Source organism: Cellulomonas xylanilytica (assembly GCF_007989805.1).
In the GTDB taxonomy this organism is placed as follows: Bacteria; Actinomycetota; Actinomycetes; order Actinomycetales; family Cellulomonadaceae; genus Cellulomonas; species Cellulomonas xylanilytica.
This window is the reverse complement of the sequence record NZ_BJUB01000002.1, coordinates 310,732-326,509: the sequence shown is the minus strand read 5'-3', so window position 1 is coordinate 326,509 and position 15,778 is coordinate 310,732. Positions and strand designations below refer to the sequence as shown.

Genomic DNA, 15,778 nt, shown 5'->3' with positions numbered 1-15,778 from the left:
TCAGGGGATGATCGCCGTCGCAGTCGCCAGGGTGGCCTGGTGAGCGCCTTCGCAGCGGTCGACCTCGGCGCCTCGTCGGGACGCGTCATCGTCGGGACCGTCGACGACGGGCGGGTGAGCCTGCACGAGGTCAACCGGTTCCCCAACGGTCCCGTGCCCGTGGCGGGCTCCCTGCACTGGGACGTGCTCGGGCTGTACCGCGGCGTGCTCGACGGGCTCCGGGCGGCGGGCCGCGAGGCCGGGGCGCTCAGCGGCGTCGGCATCGACTCGTGGGCTGTCGACTACGGGCTGCTGGACGACGACGGCGCGCTGCTGGGCAACCCGTTCCACTACCGGGACGCCCGCACGGACGGCGTGCCCGACAAGGTCTTCACGGCGATCCCCGCGACCGAGCTCTACGCCCGTACGGGTCTGCAGGTCCAGCCGTTCAACACGGTCTTCCAGCTGGTCGCCGCCCAGGGCACCGCCGCGCTGGCGGCGGCCCGGACCGCGCTGCTGGTCCCGGACCTCCTGGGCTACTGGCTGACCGGGGCGCGCGTCGCCGAGGTCACCAACGCGTCGACCACCGGCCTGCTCGACGCGACCACGCGGACGTGGGCGACGGACCTGGCGGAACGGCTCGCCGTCGACAGCAGCATCCTCCCGCCGCTGCTCGACCCCGGCGCCCTGCTGGGTCACGTGCGCGCGGACGTCGGGCTGCACGGGGCGGTGCCGGTGTGGACGGTGGGGTCGCACGACACCGCGTCGGCCGTCGTCGCGGTGCCCGCCGTCGGTGACGACTTCGCGTACATCTCCTGCGGCACCTGGTCCCTGGTGGGGCTGGAGCTGGAGAGCCCGGTGCTCACCGAGGAGAGCCGCGCCGCCAACTTCACCAACGAGGCCGGGGTCGACGGCACCGTGCGGTACCTGCGCAACGTCATGGGGCTGTGGGTGCTCCAGGAGTCCATCCGCACCTGGAACGAGGCCGGCCTCCCCGCGGACCTGCCCGACCTGCTCGCGGCGGCGGCGCGCGTCCCGGCGCTCACCACGGTGGTCGACCTCGACAGCCCGACGTTCCTGCCTCCGGGGGACATGCCGGCCCGGATCGCCGACGAGGCCGCGCGGACCGGGCAGACGCCGCCGCAGTCCCAGGCCGAGACGGTCCGGTGCATCCTCGACTCGCTCGCGCTGGCGTACCGGCGGGCGGTCCGGCAGGCCGCCGCGCTCGCGCACCGGGACGTCTCGGTGGTGCACGTGGTCGGCGGGGGAGTGCGCAACGAGCTGCTCTGCCAGCTGACGTCGGACGCGACGGGCCTGCCGGTGGTCGCCGGGCCGGTCGAGGGTGCGGCGCTGGGCAACGTGCTCGTCCAGGCGCGGGCGGCCGGCGTGCTGTCCGGGGGTCTGCGGGAGCTGCGGGCCGTCGGAGCGCGGGGTCTGGAGCTGCGCCGGTACGAGCCGGGCGCGACGGGCGGGCCGTCGGACCGGCAGTGGGCCGCGGCAGCGTCCCGGATCGCCCGCGACGACCGCTGACGACGGGACCGTGCGCTCGGCCCGGAACCGAGCCGATCGCCCGGGCCACCGGCGGCCCGGTCACGGGACGGTGCCCTCAGCCGAGCGTCGCGGCGACGACGAGCAGCACCGGGACGCACAGGACCGTCGTCGCCAGGCCCGCGTCGCGCGCGAGGGCCTCACCGTGCCGGTACTGCATCGCGTAGACGAGGACGTTCTGCGCGGTGGGTAGCGCCGCCATCGCGACGACCGCCAGGAGCGCGTGCGGCGGCAGGCCCAGGGCCGTGCCCAGCCCCCAGGCGATCAGCGGGTGCAGGACGGTGCGCAGGCCGACCGCGAGGGCCAGGTCGGCGCGCGGTGCCGCGCTGTCGACGGTCCGGGGGATGGCGAGAGACATCCCGAACGTCAGCAGCGCGAGCGGCGCGGCGGCGGCACCGACCAGCCGGAACGGCTCGTACACGACCTCGGGCAGGGACCAGGGCAGGGCGGCGAGGACCAGGCCGAGGAGCGTGCCGACGATGATCGGGTTGCTGACGGTGCGGCGCAGCACGGACCCGCCGCGCGATCCCCGGTCCAGCACCGCGAACGCGACGGGCGCCAGCACCAGGAGCTGGAACAGCAGCGTCGGCACCACGGCGACCGCGTCGTCGAGCAGGTAGACGGCCAGCGGCAGGCCGACGTTGCCGGCGTTGACGTACGACGAGGCGAGCGTCCCGACGGTCACGTCGGCGGACGACCGGCGCAGCGCCAGCCGCAGGACGAGCACCGCGACGAGCGCGACGAGCACCGTGGAGGTCCAGGTGACGACGGCCTGGCGGGACAGCAGCAGGTGCAGGTCGGCGTGCGCGACGGTCGTGAGCAGCAGTGCCGGGGTGGCGACGGCGAACACGACCCGGGCGAGCACGGGTGCGGCCCGCTCGCCGAGAACGCCGCGGCGGGCGAGCAGCCAGCCGAGCGCGACGACGGCGCCCATGGTCCCGAGCGCGGTGACGACGGCGCCCATCAGGCCACCGGTCGGCGTCGCGGGATCACGCAGCCGATCCTTCCAGGCTCAGCGACGGGCGATGTCGAGCCCGAGGTGAGCCCGCTGCAGGCCGGACGTGCGCAGCCGGCGCAGGTCCGTCGCGTTGTCGTACATGAGCTGGGTGTGGAAGTAGTTGACGTGCTCGAGCACGGCGAGCACCCAGAAGACGAGCCCGGCGATCGCCTCGTCGGCGGGACCGTTCACCACGGCGACGACCAGGGGCGGCAGCGCGACGGCGAGCAGCACGGGGTTGAGCCACCGCAGGACGGCGTAGACCTGCATCCCGCGCGGCGCTGCCGGCCGGCGCAGCTTCAGCAACCAGTACACGGACCCCTGGAGCAGCACGAACAGCGCGAGCGCGGTGCCGAGCACGTTGGCCGGCGACAGCGGCAGCCCGATCAGTCCGTACGCCACCCAGGGCAGGACGACGATGCTGACCAGCTCACCCGTCGCCAGGGACCAGAGCCGTCGGCGGACGGGTCGAGGCGTCGTGCGAGGCATCGTTCGAGCGTAGGCGGCGCCTGTCGCCGGAAAGCGCTTGCCTGCAGCCGGTGCACCGTGGCACGATCGTCTGCGACGCGCAGGTCAGACGCGCGTCCCGCACACGGAGGTAGGGCAACGATGCCGGCAGTCGCACTGGTCACCGGGGGCAATCGGGGGATCGGCCTCGGAATCACGCAGCGGCTGCTCGCCGACGGCTTCGCAGTCTCGATCCTCGCCACGCGCGAGGAGCCGACCGAGCTGCTCGAGTCGCTCGACGCACCCGGCAGGGTCCGCTACGTGCGCGGTTCGGTCGCCGACCTCGAGGACCACGCCCGGTTCGTCGACGACGCGGTCGAGGCCTGGGGTCGCCTCGACGTGCTCGTGAACAACGCCGGGGTCGCTCCCAGCGTGCGGGCGGACCTCCTCGAGGCCGGCGCCGAGAGCTTCGACCGGGTGCTCGGCATCAACCTGCGCGGTCCGTACTTCCTGACCCAGACGTTCGCCAACCGGGTCATCGCGCTCGGCGCGTCGTTCGAGGACCGACCGCGGGCGACCGTCGTGAACGTCTCCTCTATCTCCGCCACCACCGTCTCCACCAACCGCGGCGACTACTGCGTCTCCAAGGCCGGCGTCGCCATGGCCACGCAGCTGTTCGCTGTGCGCCTCGCGCCCGAGGGGATCGTCGTCTACGAGGTCCGGCCCGGCGTGATCGCCACCGACATGACCGCCGGCGTCACCGAGAAGTACGACGCCCTGATCGCCGACGGCCTGGCGCCCATCAACCGCTGGGGCCGGCCGGCCGACGTCGCCGGCGCCGTGTCGATCCTGGCCTCGGGCCAGACCCCGTACTCCACCGGCGAGGTGTTCCACGTCGACGGCGGCATGCACATCCCGGTGCTGTGATGACGACTCTCCAGGGCGTGCCCGTCGTCACCGTCAACACCGTCGTCGTCGGCACCGGCTCGGCCGGCTTCTGCGCAGCCGACCGCCTGTGGGAGCTCGGCCAGACCGACGTCGTCATGGTCGCCGACAAGGTGAACGCGGGCTCGTCACGCAATGCCGGCTCGGACAAGCAGACCTACTACAAGCTCACGCTCTCGGGCGGCGACGGCGACTCCGTGCGGGAGATGGCCGAGACGCTGTACTCCGGCGGAGCCATGGACGGCGACAACGCGCTCGCCGAGGCGGCCCTGTCCGCGCGAGGCTTCCTGCGCCTGTGCGACCTGGGCGTGCCGTTCCCGCAGAACCGGTACGGCGAGTTCATCGGCTACAAGACCGACCACGACCCGCGCCGTCGCGCCACGTCCGTCGGCCCGTACACCAGCCGGTCGATGGTCGAGCAGCTCGAGAAGAAGGTCCACCGCAACGGCACCACGATCTACGACGAGTGCCGCGTGGTCGACGTGATCGTCGATGACGGCAAGGTGGCCGGGCTGCTGGTGCTCCGGACCGATGTGCCGCACGACGGGGTCGAGAGCCCGTTCCTGCTGTTCCGCTGCACGAACATCGTCTACGCGACCGGCGGACCGGCCGGGATGTACGCGACCCGCGTCTTCCCCAACGGTCAGTGGGGTGCGTCGGGGGCGGCGTACCGCGCGGGGGTGCACGGCAAGAACCTCACGGAGTGGCAGTTCGGGCTGGCCTCGACGCACCCGCGCTGGAACGTGTCCGGTACGTACATGCAGGTCATCCCGGCGTTCATCTCGACGGACGCTTCGGGAGAGGACCCGCGCGAGTTCCTCACCGAGGCGATCCCCGACTACGGGCAGCTCATGTCGCTGGTGTTCCTCAAGGGGTACCAGTGGCCGTTCGACATCCGGAAGGCCCTCGACGGGTCCTCGCTGATCGACCTGCTCGTCTACCGCGAGACCGTCCTGCGCGGACGACGCGTGTTCCTCGACTTCCGCCGGAACCCCGTCCACCAGGAGTTCGACCCGTCGGCGCTGAGCCCCGAGGCGTACGAGTACCTCGACCGCGCCGGCGTCCTGTTCGGCACGCCCATCGAGCGGCTGCGGCGGATGAACGAGCCCGCGTACCAGTTCTACCTGGGCAAGAACCCCTACGTGGACCTCGAGACGACGATGCTCGAGGTGGACGTCTGCGCGCAGCACAACAACGGCGGGCTGGTGGTCGACGCCTGGTGGCAGTCGAACATCGAGGGCTTCTTCCCCGTCGGCGAGGCCGGCGGCGCGCACGGCGTCTACCGGCCCGGCGGCGCGGCGCTGAACAGCGGCCAGGTCGGCGCGACCCGTGCGGCACAGTTCATCGCGGCCCGGCGCACCTCCGAGCCTGTGCCGTTCGACGACGTGGCGGCTCCGGTGCTCCAGGCCGCGGTCTCGCTCGTCGATGCCGCGTCGTCGCGGGCCGCGTCCGGGATCCCCGACAACACCGGCGACCTGCTGCGCGAGGTGCAGGTGCTCATGAGCGCGAAGGCCGGGCCGGTCCGGTCCGCCCAGTCCATCGACGAGGCGCTCGTGCAGGTGCACGAGTGGCTCTCCACCTACGAGTCGACGGTCTCTGCGGACGCCTCGTCGCGCCGCTCCATCAACCGCACCTTCCTGGTCCGCGACATCCTGACCAGCGCGTACGTGTACCTCTCGGCCATGGCCGACTACGTCGCGCACGGCGGCCGGTCGCGCGGCTCGGTGCTCTACACGGACCCGTCGGGGAGCATCCCGCACGGCCTGACCGAGCTCCCCGACGTCTTCAGGTTCACGCTCGACGGCGGTGCGCTCGACGACGAGGTCCAGGAGACGTCGTGGGTGCCCGCCGACGGGTTCGCCCCTGTGGTGCCGCGTGCCGCGGACGACCCCGCCGGCGAGCCGGTGTTCCGCTGGCGTCCGCGCCGGCCGATCCCCGAGGACGACGACTTCTTCGAGAACGTCTGGCGGGAGTTCCGCGAGCACGGGAACATCCACTGATGCGCGTCGCCCTGCCGGACCCTCGGGTCGAGATCCGCGGGGCGGCGTGGGTGCAGGACGGACTACCGCACCGGCTGCCCGCCTGGGCCCGGGCGCAGTTCTCCGACGACTTCATGGCGATGGTCGAGGCGCAGCCGTCCGGCGTCCGGCTGCGCCTGCGGACCGCCGCACGGACGGTGCTGCTGGAGGTCGTCGTCCTGCGCGTGGCCGTCGACCCCGCGCCGCCCGGTGACCCGCAGCCCTACGACGTGGTCGTCGACGGGGCGGTCGTCCCGCAGCCCTCGGCCTCCGCGTCGCACGCTGGGGTCATCGCGCTCGAGCCGCTCGCGCGGACGACCACCGAGCGGCCCGGACCGCCGGGCGTCGTCGACCTGGTGCTCGGCGGTGACGGCAGCGTGGAGCGCGACGTCGAGATCTGGCTGCCGCCGGGGGAGACCACGCGGCTCGTCGCGCTGACCGCCGACGCGCCCGTGTCCGCGCCGCGACCGGTCACGGCGCCGCGGTGGGTCCACCACGGCTCGTCGATCAGCCACGGCGCCGGCGCGTCGTCGGCCCTCGGTGCGTGGCCCGTGGTCGCCGCCCGCGCCGCCGGGCTGGATCTGGTCAACCTCGGCTTCTCGGGCAACGCGGTGCTGGACCCGTTCGTCGCGCGCGCGATCCGTGAGCAGCCGGCCGACCTCGTCACCCTCAAGCTCGGCATCAACGTGGTGAACCACGACGCGATCCACCTGCGGGCCTTCGCGCCCGCGGTGCACGGCTTCCTCGACACCATCCGGGACGGTCACCCGACCACTCCGCTGGTGGTCGTGTCACCCCTCCTGTGCCCGCTGGTGGAGACCATTCCGGGCCCGACGTCGCTCGACCCGGCCGACCCGTCGGTGTTCCGCACCACCGGCCACGCGTTCGAGGTGGCCGACGGCAAGCTCACCCTCACGGTGATCCGGTCCCTGCTGCGCTCCGTGGTCGAGGCCCGCGCCGACGACGCGCTCACCTACGTCGACGGCACGTCCCTGTACGGCTGGCCCGACTGGGACGACCTCCCCATGCGCGACCTCATGCACCCCGACGCAGAGGCGCACCGGCTCGTCGGGAAGCGGTTCGCCGCCGTGCTGCGGAGCGTGCTCGCGTAGGTCAGACCTGGTCGAAGATGCGTCGACGCGCCGCCGTGAGCTCGTCGGCGCTGATCAGCCCACGGTCGTGCAGGTCGTCTGTCTCGGCCAACCGTGACTCGACCGTCCGGCCCGCGCTCGGTGACCGCCCCGCGGCGTGGCCGGGCTCGGGAGCGAGCCGGCGTGCGACCACGGCCGCCAGCACGACGGCGACCAGAGCGGCGGCCATGATCCCCATCAGCGTGACCTCCACCAGCAGCGAGCCTCCGAACACGGGGGGACCTCCTGTCGACGTGAGCCGACCGTAGCGCCGGAGACGGTGCCCGGACCAGACCCTCAGAGGTGAGGGAGCACCAGCCGCACGTAGCGGTCCGCGAGCGTCGCGACCGTCTCGTCGCCCGGGGTGTCCCAGATCGACTGGTTGAAGATCTCCACCTCGACGTCACCGGTGTAGCCCGTCTCGGCGACCCACCGCGTGATCGTGGCGAAGTCGATGTACCCGTCGCCCACGTGACCGCGGGAGAGCAGGGCGTCGGAGGCCAGGGGCAGCGTCCAGTCGCACACCTGATAGCTCGCGATCCGTCCGGCAGCGCCGGCGCGGGCGATCTGCCGCTGCAGGTCCGGGTCCCACCACACGTGGTACGTGTCGACCACGACGCCGACGACGTCCGCCGGGTACGGCTCGGCGATGTCGAGGGCCTGACCGAGCGTCGAGATGACCGCGCGGTCCGCGGCGAAGATCGGGTGCAGCGGCTCCAGCACCAGCCGGACGCCGTGCCCGGCCGCGAACGGCGCGAGCTCCCCGATCCGGTCCGCCACCCGGCGACGTGCCCCGACGACGTCGCGGCCGGCCGTCCCCGGCAGCGCCGGTCCGCCGGGCGCGCTGGCGGCGGGCAGCCCGCCGACGACCATGATGAGCTCGCGCGTGCCGAGCGTCGCCGCCTCCACGATCGCGCGGCGGTTGTCGTCGAGCGCGGCCGTCGCGGCGGCGTCGTCGTCCGCGGTCAGGAACCCGCCGCGGCACAGCGACGACACCCGCAGCCCGGCGTCCGCGATGATCCGGGCGGACTCGGCGACACCGGTCTCCTGGACGCGGTCACGCCACACGCCGATGGCCGGCAGCCCCGCGCGCACGGCGCCGTCCACGGCCTCGCGCAGCGTCCACTGCTTGGTCGTCGCCGTGTTCAGCGAGAGCCGAGCCAGGTCCGCGTGCGTCGAGGTCACAGCTGGCTCCGCCGCCGTCGGCGCCGTCACAGCGTGATCGTCGGGACGTCGAGACGCCGGCCCTCCGCCGACGACTGCAGGCCCAGCTCGGCCAGCTGCACGCCGCGCGCGGCCGACAGCAGGTCGAACCGGTGGGTGCGCCCGGCGACGACGTCGCGCAGGAACTCCTCCCACTGCAGCTTGAAGCCGTTGTCCAGGTCGCCGTTGGCCGGCACCTCCAGCCACTGGTCGCGGAACGACTCCGTGACGGGCAGGTCCGGGTTCCACACGGGCTTCGGGGTGTGCACACGCTGCTGGGCGACGCACTTGTTCAGCCCGGCGACCGCCGAGCCGTGCGTGCCGTCGATCTGGAACTCCACCAGCTCGTCGCGGTACACGCGCACCGCCCAGGACGAGTTGATCTGCGCGACCACCGGGTCGCCGCCGGGCGTCTCGATCTCGAAGATGCCGTACGCGGCGTCGTCGGCGGTGGCGTCGTACGCCTTGCCCTGCTCGTCCCAGCGCGTCGGGATGTGCGTCGCGGTCTGCGCGTTCACCGTCCGGACCGTGCCGAGGATGCCCTCGAGCACGTAGTTCCAGTGGCAGAACATGTCGACGACGATGCCGCCGCCGTCCTCCTTGCGGTAGTTCCAGCTGGGGCGCTGGGCCTCCTGGCCGTCACCCTCGAACACCCAGTAGCCGAACTCCCCGCGCAGCGACAGGATCCGGCCGAAGAAGCCCTCGTCCACCAGCCGGCGCAGCTTGACCAGCCCCGGCAGGTACAGCTTGTCGTGCACCACGCCCGCCGTGACACCGGTGCTCTCGCGCAGGCGTGCCAGGTCGATCGCCTCGGCCAGCGTCTCGGCCGTCGGCTTCTCGGTGAAGATGTGCTTGCCGGCCTTCATGGCGGCCGTGAGCGCCGAGTACCGGCGGCTGGTCACCTGGGCGTCGAAGTAGATGTCGACCGTGGGGTCGTTGATGACCGCGTCCGCGTCCGTCGTCCAGTGCTCCACGCCGTGCAGCTCGGCCAGCTCGCGCACCTTGTCGGCGTTGCGGCCCACGAGGATCGGCTCCACCTGGACGCGCGTGCCGTCCTCGAGCGTCACGCCGCCCTGGTCGCGGATCGACAGGATCGAGCGGACGAGGTGCTGGCGGTAGCCCATCCGGCCGGTGATGCCGTTCATCCCGATGCGCAGGGTGCGGGTCGTCATGAGTGCTCCGAGTGTTCTGGACCGCGGTGTCGGTCGGAGGAGGGAATGCGCTTTCCAGCGTAGCGCACCGAGGTGCTGACGCGTCAAGAGGTCGGTGTCGAATGGTGCTCGCGGCAGGTTGCGCCGAGACCCCGCATCCGCCGCGCGAACCCGCCGCGGGCCGGATCTGACGGGGCGTCCGCCCTCGTGGCTCGGCCGTCGGGCCTGCGATCGAGCCCTACGCCCGGATCGTCACCAGCTCGGCGACAGCCCTGCGCACCGCCGACCGGAACGCGTCCGACCCGGCCAGGTCGTCACCGAAGACTGCCCGGACGTCGAGCATCCGGTCGGCCAGCGAGTCGAGAGGACCGGCGGCAGCAGCCGCAAGGGCGGGCGCCAGCGGGTCGTCGAGCGTCACCGGCCGGCCGTCGACCTCGAGCTCGCCCTGCGAGGCGGCCCGGACGTAGGCGATCCAGGCGGCGACGGTCGTGGCGGCGGCAGTGGGGACCGACCCGCCGGCGAGCCGGTCCCGGACGGTGCCGAGGAGCCGCTGCGGCAGCTTCTGCGACCCGTCCATGGCGACCTGCACGGTGGTGTGCCCGGTGTTCGGGTTGGCGAACCGGGTCAGGACGTCGTCCCGGTACTGCTCCAGGTCCATGCCGTCGGGGGCGACGAGCGTGGGCAGGACGTCCTCGTCGACGAGTGCCCGGACGGTCGCCTCCAGGGTGGGGTCGGCGACGGCCTGTGCGATCGTCGCGTGGCCGCGCAGCGCGCCGAGGTAGGCGAGGGTCGAGTGGCTGGCGTTGAGCACGCGCAGCTTGGCGCGCTCGTAGGGTGCGACGTCGGCGGTCAGGATGGCCCCGACGCGCTCCCACGCCGGACGCGGCCCGGCGAACGTGTCCTGGATGACCCACTGCGTGAACGGCTCGCCGATCACCAGGCCCGCGTCGCTCAGTCCGAGGAGCGACTGAGCCTCCGCGCGGTGCGCGTCGGTGGTGGCGGGCACGATCCTGTCGACCATCGTCCCCGGGAAGCGGACAGAGGTCTCGACCCACCCGCGGAGCCGGTCACCGTGTGGGACGGCATCGAGGGTGGCGGCGACGAGCGCGGCGAGGACGGCTCCGTTGTCGGCGAGGTTGTCGCAGCAGACCACCGTGAGGTTGCCCGCGTCCTGCCGCTCACGCAACGCGAGTCCGCGCAGGAGCAGGCCGAGCGGGGAACGGGCCGGGATGTCGGTGCCGCCGCCGCGCAGCTCGGTGGCCAGGGCCTCGAGGTCGGCCGCCAGGTCGGGGTCGGCCAGGTCCGGGCCGCCGTCGGCTGCCCGGCGGTATCCCTTCTCCGTCACGGTCAGGGTCACGACGTGCGTGGTCGGCGCGGCGATGGTCGAGAGCACCCGGGAGGTGTCCGTGCCGGGGAACGCCACGTCGCGCAACGACCCGACCAGCCGCAGCGACGTCTCGGTGCTGCCCTTGGTCAGGACGCCGTAGAGGCCGTCCTGCGGCGCGAGCTGGTCCACGACGCGGGCGCTGCGCTGGGTGACGCCGAGGATGCCCCAGCGGTTCTCGCCCGTCGCCGCCGCGGCATCCTCCGTGAACACCGCCTGGTGCGCCCGGTGGAACGCGCCGAGCCCGAGGTGCACCAGCCCGACGCTGACGTCCGCGGGGTCGACTGCGGGCGCCCGCACGCCGGACGGCAGCGGGGTGCCGTGCAGGGTCGCGCGGGAGAGCCTGGGCGCGCCGGCGGAGGGCGTCATCCGCCGGCCACCGACGACTGCGCGGGCGCCACGCCCGTGGACGCGCGGACCACCAGCTCGACCCCGATGAGGACCGACGCGGGGGGAGGTGTCGCACCGATGGACCCCACCGTGATCGCCGGAGTCCCGTGCTGCGCCCGCTCGGCTGCGGCGAGGCCGGCCGCGATCGCCGACTCGGCCGCCGTCGGGACGGAGCCCGCCTCGATCAGCAGGTCGACCGCCGCCCGACCGAGGCGGGCAAGCGGGACGGTGACGGTGGTGAGCGTCGGCGAGACGAGGGTCGCCGCCGGGATGTCGTCGTACCCGACGACCGAGACGTCCTCGGGGACGCGCACGCCACGGGCGCGCAGCCTGCTCAGGATGCCGAGCGCGAGGAGGTCGTTGTGGGCGAGGACCGCGGTGACGCCGCTCGCAGCGACGAGGTCTCCTGCTGCGACGCCGCCGCCGAACAGCGGAGGGAAGTGTCCGAGGTCGACGACGTCGATGCTGCGCAGTCCGTGCGATGCGTGCTCGAGCCCGCGCCTCCGCTGCGCGTCGGACCACGAGCCGACGGGGCCGCCGGCGTAGCCGATGCGACGGTGCCCGAGCGCGTACAGGTGCGTGACCGCCTGGCGGATGCCGTCGGTGTTGTCGATGACGACGGACGGCAGCCCGCCGTGCAGCCGGTTGACGAGCAGCAGGGGGACGTCGTCGTCCAGCACGTCCCGGCCCAGCCGGTCGAGCTCCGCGTCGGTCATCCGCGGTGAGCACAGGATGACGCCGTCCACCTGCGCACCGAGGTGCCCGACGAGCTCGCTCTCGAGGCGGGGGTCCTCCTCCGCGTCTGCGACGAGCAGCGCGAAGCCGAGGGCGCGTGCGCGCGCCTGCACGCCCTTGGCGACGGCGGCGAAGAACGGGTTCTCCAGGTCCGGCACCACCAGGCACAGGTTCCCGGTGCGACCGGTGATCAGCTCCCGGGCCGCCCGGTTCGGCCGGTAGCCGAGCTCGCGGGCGACCTGTTGGACGTGCTCGCGGCGGGCGGGGGCGACCAGGTCGGGCGCGCTGAGCGCCCGGGAGGCCGTCGCCGGTGAGACGCCCGCAGCCCGTGCGACATCGCGCAACGTGACCACCACAGTCCCTCCTCGTCTCGACCCCCGGATGAATGAATGCGATTTCAGCACGCGGCGTTCGTGCCTCGCAAGTGGCGTCCCGACATGCGGGATGTGCGCCATCGTGGGCTTGTGGTCAGCGCGTCCACCTGCTTGGCTTCGATGAATACGTTTGCACGACGCGTCATCGAAGAACCCTTCGGCGGGCGTGACGGCTGCTTCCGAGGAGGATCGATGGCGAGCGAGACCGGGTGGTCGTTGCACCCCGACCGGGCGTTGCCCAGCGACCCCGTCGTGCGGCCGATCGCCCGCGAGATCCTCGCGGCGACGGCGACGCTGCCGATCGTCTCCATGCACGGCCACGTCGACGCCGGCCTGCTGGCGCGCGACGAGCCCTTCGCGGACCCGGCGTCCCTGCTGGTCACGCCGGACCACTACCTGGTGCGCATGCTGGTGTCCCAGGGCGTGTCCCATGACGCGCTGGGCGTGCCCCGGCGGGACCGGCCGGGGGTCGTCGCGGACCCGCGCGAGGTCTGGCGGACGTTCGCGACGCACTGGCCGCTGTTCCGCGGGACGCCGACGCGCTACTGGCTCGAGCACGTGCTCGTCGAGGTGTTCGGGCTCGACGAGCGACCGTCGGCCGACTCTGCCGACCGGCTGTTCGACCTCCTGTCCGAGCGTCTGGAGAAGCCGGCCTCCCGGCCGCTCGCCCTCTTCGACGAGTTCGGCATCGAGATCCTGGCCACCACCGACGCGGCGACCGCCACGCTCGCGGACCACGCCGACCTGGCGGAGCGCGGCTGGGGTGACCGAATCGTGCCGACGTTCCGGCCCGACGCGCTGCTGCACGTCGACCGTCCCGGCTGGCAGGCGGACGTCGCCCTGCTGGAGGAGCGGTCCGGCGTCTCGATCAGCGGGTACCGCGACCTGCTGCGCGCGCTCGAGGAGCGTCGGCGCGTGTTCATCGCGGCCGGCGCCCGCGCCACGGACCACGGGCACCTGTCCGCGGACACCACCCCGCTGAGCGATGCGGAGGCCGAGCGGATCGTGTCGGCGGCCCTGCGCGGTGACGTCAGCGCCGCGGACGCGCAGACGTTCTCCGGTCACATGCTGTTCGAGATGGCCCGGATGTCTGCCGAGGACGGCCTCGTGATGCAGCTCCACCCGGGGGTCCTTCGCGACCACGACCCCGCGGTCGCCGAGCTGCGCGGTCCGGACGTCGGCTACGACATCCCGGTGACCACCGAGTACGTGCGCGCCCTGCGCCCTGTCCTCGAGGCGTTCGGCCACCACCCCGGCCTCCGGCTGGTCCTGTTCACGGTGGACGAGGACACGTTCAGCCGCGAGCTGGCCCCGATCGCGGGCGTCTACCCGGCCGTGCGGCTCGGTGCGCCGTGGTGGTTCCTCGACACCCCGGACGGCATGCGGCGGTTCCGGGAGGCGGTCACCGACACCGCCGGGTTCGCCAACACGACCGGGTTCGTCGACGACACGCGCGCCTTCTGCTCGATCCCCGCGCGGCACGACCTGGCCCGGCGGATCGACGCGGGGTTCCTCGCGCGGCTCGTCGCGGAGCACCGGCTCGACCTGGACGAGGCGGTCGAGACGGCCGTCGGCCTCGCCTACCGCATCCCGCGCGAGGCGTATGCTCCCCCGAAGACGGCAAACGCTTTCCCGCATCTGAGCGGGTCCGAGCACGGTGCGAAGGAGCACAAGTGAGCGACATCCTGGAGCGCCTTGCGGCGCACCGCCTGGTCCCCGTCGTCGTCATCGACGACGCCTCGCACGCCGACGCGCTGGCGCAGGCTCTCGTCGACGGCGGGCTCCCGGTGGCCGAGGTCACCTTCCGGACGTCCGCCGCGGCCGACGCGATCCGCGCCATCGCCGCGCGGGGCGACGTCCTCGTGGGTGCCGGCACGGTGCTCACCCCGGCCCAGGTCGACGCTGCGGTCGCCGCGGGCGCGTCCTACGTCGTGTCGCCCGGCACCAGCCGGGCGGTCGTCGAGCGCTGCCAGGAGCACGGCATCCTGGCGCTGCCCGGCGCGGTCACGGCCACCGAGGTGCAGGCCGCCCTCGAGCTGGGTCTGACCACCGTGAAGTTCTTCCCGGCCGGCACCTCCGGCGGTGCCAAGGCGGTCGCCGCGCTCGCGGCTCCGTTCGGGGACGTCGGGTTCGTGCCCACCGGTGGCATCGGACCCAGCAACCTGGCCGAGTACCTGGCGCTGCCCGCCGTCCGGGCCGTCGGCGGCTCCTGGATGGTTCCGCGCGACCTCATCCGCGGCGGCGACCTCGACGCCGTCCGCGACCTCACGGCCGAGGCCGTGAGCCTCGTCGCCCACCCCTGACCTCGATCGCGAAGGAACATCGCTCATGTCCGACCTGGTCATCCGCCCCGCGGGCGAGACACGCTACGACGCCGTCTCCCTCGGCGAGGTCATGCTCCGCCTCGACCCCGGCGAGGGCCGCATCCGCACCGCCCGGTCGTTCCGCGCCTGGGAGGGCGGTGGCGAGTACAACGTCTCCCGCGGCCTGCGACGCGCGTTCGGGCTGCGCACCGCGATCGTGACCGCGCTCGCGGACAACGAGGTGGGGCGGCTGGTCGAGGACCTCATCCTCACCGGCGGGCTCGACACCCAGTTCATCCAGTGGGTGCCCTACGACGGCATCGGGCGGCAGGTCCGCAACGGGCTCAACTTCACCGAGCGCGGCTTCGGGGTCCGCGGAGCCGTCGGCGTGAGCGACCGCGGGCACACCGCGGCGGCGCAGCTGGCCCCCGGGGACGTCGACTGGGAGCACCTCTTCGGCGAGCTCGGGGTGCGCTGGTTCCACACGGGCGGCATCTTCGCGGCCCTGTCCGACAGCGCGGCGGAGACGGTGATCGAGGCGGTCACGGTCGCGCGCAAGCACGGCACGATCGTCAGCTACGACCTCAACTACCGGCCGAGCCTCTGGAAGGCCGTCGGTGGCCAGGCCCGTGCGCAGGAGGTCAACCGGGCCATCGCGCCGCACATCGACGTGATGATCGGCAACGAGGAGGACTTCACCGCCTCGCTCGGCTTCGAGGTCGAGGGCGTCGACGAGAACCTGTCGGCCCTGGAGCTCTCGTCGTTCGCCGCGATGATCGACCGCGTGGCCGAGACGTACCCCAACTTCCAGGTCATCGCGACGACGTTGCGCACGGTGCACTCGGCGACCGTCAACGACTGGGGCGCGATCGCCTGGTCGAAGGGCACCGGCCTGGTCAGCGCCACGCACCGGGAGCGGCTCGAGATCCTCGACCGCGTCGGCGGCGGGGACTCGTTCGCCTCGGGCCTCGCGTACGGCCTGCTCGCGGGCGAGGACCTGCAGACCGCAGTCGAGTACGGCGCCGCCCATGGCGCCCTCGCGATGACGACCCCCGGCGACACCACCATGGTCAGCAAGGCCGAGGTGCTCAAGCTGGCCGGCGGCGGCGGAGCCCGCGTCGACCGCTGACCACGGCCTCGACGTGCGCGACCCCTCGGCGTAGGTCGCCACGCC

14 protein-coding genes are annotated in these 15,778 nt (G+C 73.2%); 7 read left to right on the top strand and 7 right to left on the bottom strand.

What is annotated here, in order from left to right:
• Positions 1 to 39: 39 nt before the first annotated feature.
• Entirely contained in the window at positions 40 to 1,509 is a 1,470-nt protein-coding gene (locus CXY01_RS04380; RefSeq protein ID WP_146925835.1) for a rhamnulokinase, read from the top strand.
• A 76-nt stretch (positions 1,510 to 1,585) separates the two neighbouring features.
• Here CXY01_RS04380 and CXY01_RS04375 read toward each other — a convergent pair whose 3' ends face one another.
• The gene (locus CXY01_RS04375; protein ID WP_146925834.1) at positions 1,586 to 2,491 is read right to left on the bottom strand and encodes an AEC family transporter; all 906 of its coding nucleotides are present in this window, start codon (positions 2,489 to 2,491) and stop codon (positions 1,586 to 1,588) included.
• Between the two features lie 48 nt (positions 2,492 to 2,539).
• Positions 2,540 to 3,013: a hypothetical protein gene (locus CXY01_RS04370; protein ID WP_146925833.1), complete on the bottom strand. Its 474-nt coding sequence runs from the start codon at positions 3,011 to 3,013 to the stop codon at positions 2,540 to 2,542.
• Between the two features lie 120 nt (positions 3,014 to 3,133).
• Here CXY01_RS04370 and CXY01_RS04365 point away from each other — a divergent pair, with 120 nt between their 5' ends.
• Genes CXY01_RS04365 through CXY01_RS04355 form a run of 3 tightly spaced genes read left to right on the top strand, consistent with a single transcriptional unit; the run spans position 3,134 to position 7,046 of the window.
• On the top strand, positions 3,134 to 3,898 hold the full coding sequence (locus tag CXY01_RS04365; RefSeq protein ID WP_146925832.1) for a 3-ketoacyl-ACP reductase: 765 nt from the start codon (positions 3,134 to 3,136) through the stop codon (positions 3,896 to 3,898).
• Positions 3,898 to 5,916 carry an FAD-dependent oxidoreductase gene (locus CXY01_RS04360; RefSeq protein ID WP_146925831.1) on the top strand — a complete coding sequence of 673 codons (2,019 nt, stop codon included), beginning with the start codon at positions 3,898 to 3,900 and terminating at the stop codon, positions 5,914 to 5,916. Before CXY01_RS04365 ends, CXY01_RS04360 begins: the two co-directional genes overlap by 1 nt.
• Entirely contained in the window at positions 5,916 to 7,046 is a 1,131-nt protein-coding gene (locus CXY01_RS04355) for an SGNH/GDSL hydrolase family protein (protein WP_146925830.1), read from the top strand. The genes CXY01_RS04360 and CXY01_RS04355 overlap by 1 nt, the downstream gene beginning before the upstream one ends.
• Position 7,047: 1 nt before the next feature.
• On the opposite strand, the gene CXY01_RS04350 is transcribed toward CXY01_RS04355, so the two are convergent.
• From CXY01_RS04350 to CXY01_RS04330, 5 genes are all read right to left on the bottom strand, one after another.
• Entirely contained in the window at positions 7,048 to 7,299 is a 252-nt protein-coding gene (locus CXY01_RS04350) for a hypothetical protein (protein ID WP_146925829.1), read from the bottom strand.
• Between the two features lie 62 nt (positions 7,300 to 7,361).
• On the bottom strand, positions 7,362 to 8,249 hold the full coding sequence (locus tag CXY01_RS04345) for a sugar phosphate isomerase/epimerase family protein (RefSeq protein WP_146925828.1): 888 nt from the start codon (positions 8,247 to 8,249) through the stop codon (positions 7,362 to 7,364).
• A 26-nt stretch (positions 8,250 to 8,275) separates the two neighbouring features.
• Positions 8,276 to 9,439, bottom strand: a complete 1,164-nt coding sequence (locus tag CXY01_RS04340; RefSeq protein WP_146925827.1) for a Gfo/Idh/MocA family protein — start codon at positions 9,437 to 9,439, stop codon at positions 8,276 to 8,278.
• 217 nt (positions 9,440 to 9,656) lie between these two features.
• On the bottom strand, positions 9,657 to 11,171 hold the full coding sequence (locus tag CXY01_RS04335; protein ID WP_146925826.1) for a mannitol dehydrogenase family protein: 1,515 nt from the start codon (positions 11,169 to 11,171) through the stop codon (positions 9,657 to 9,659).
• Positions 11,168 to 12,280 (bottom strand): LacI family DNA-binding transcriptional regulator, encoded by a 1,113-nt coding sequence (locus CXY01_RS04330; protein WP_246125032.1) that lies wholly within the window; start codon positions 12,278 to 12,280, stop codon positions 11,168 to 11,170. Before CXY01_RS04330 ends, CXY01_RS04335 begins: the two co-directional genes overlap by 4 nt.
• Positions 12,281 to 12,493: 213 nt before the next feature.
• On the opposite strand from CXY01_RS04330, the gene uxaC reads away from it, so the two are divergent.
• Genes uxaC through CXY01_RS04315 form a run of 3 tightly spaced genes read left to right on the top strand, consistent with a single transcriptional unit; the run spans position 12,494 to position 15,733 of the window.
• Positions 12,494 to 13,978, top strand: a complete 1,485-nt coding sequence (uxaC, locus tag CXY01_RS04325) for a glucuronate isomerase (RefSeq protein ID WP_146925824.1) — start codon at positions 12,494 to 12,496, stop codon at positions 13,976 to 13,978.
• The gene (eda, locus tag CXY01_RS04320; RefSeq protein ID WP_146925823.1) at positions 13,975 to 14,604 is read left to right on the top strand and encodes a bifunctional 4-hydroxy-2-oxoglutarate aldolase/2-dehydro-3-deoxy-phosphogluconate aldolase; all 630 of its coding nucleotides are present in this window, start codon (positions 13,975 to 13,977) and stop codon (positions 14,602 to 14,604) included. The genes uxaC and eda overlap by 4 nt, the downstream gene beginning before the upstream one ends.
• A 25-nt stretch (positions 14,605 to 14,629) precedes the next feature.
• Complete coding sequence (locus CXY01_RS04315; RefSeq protein ID WP_146925822.1) at positions 14,630 to 15,733, top strand: sugar kinase; 1,104 nt, start codon at positions 14,630 to 14,632, stop codon at positions 15,731 to 15,733.
• Positions 15,734 to 15,778 lie beyond the last annotated feature (45 nt).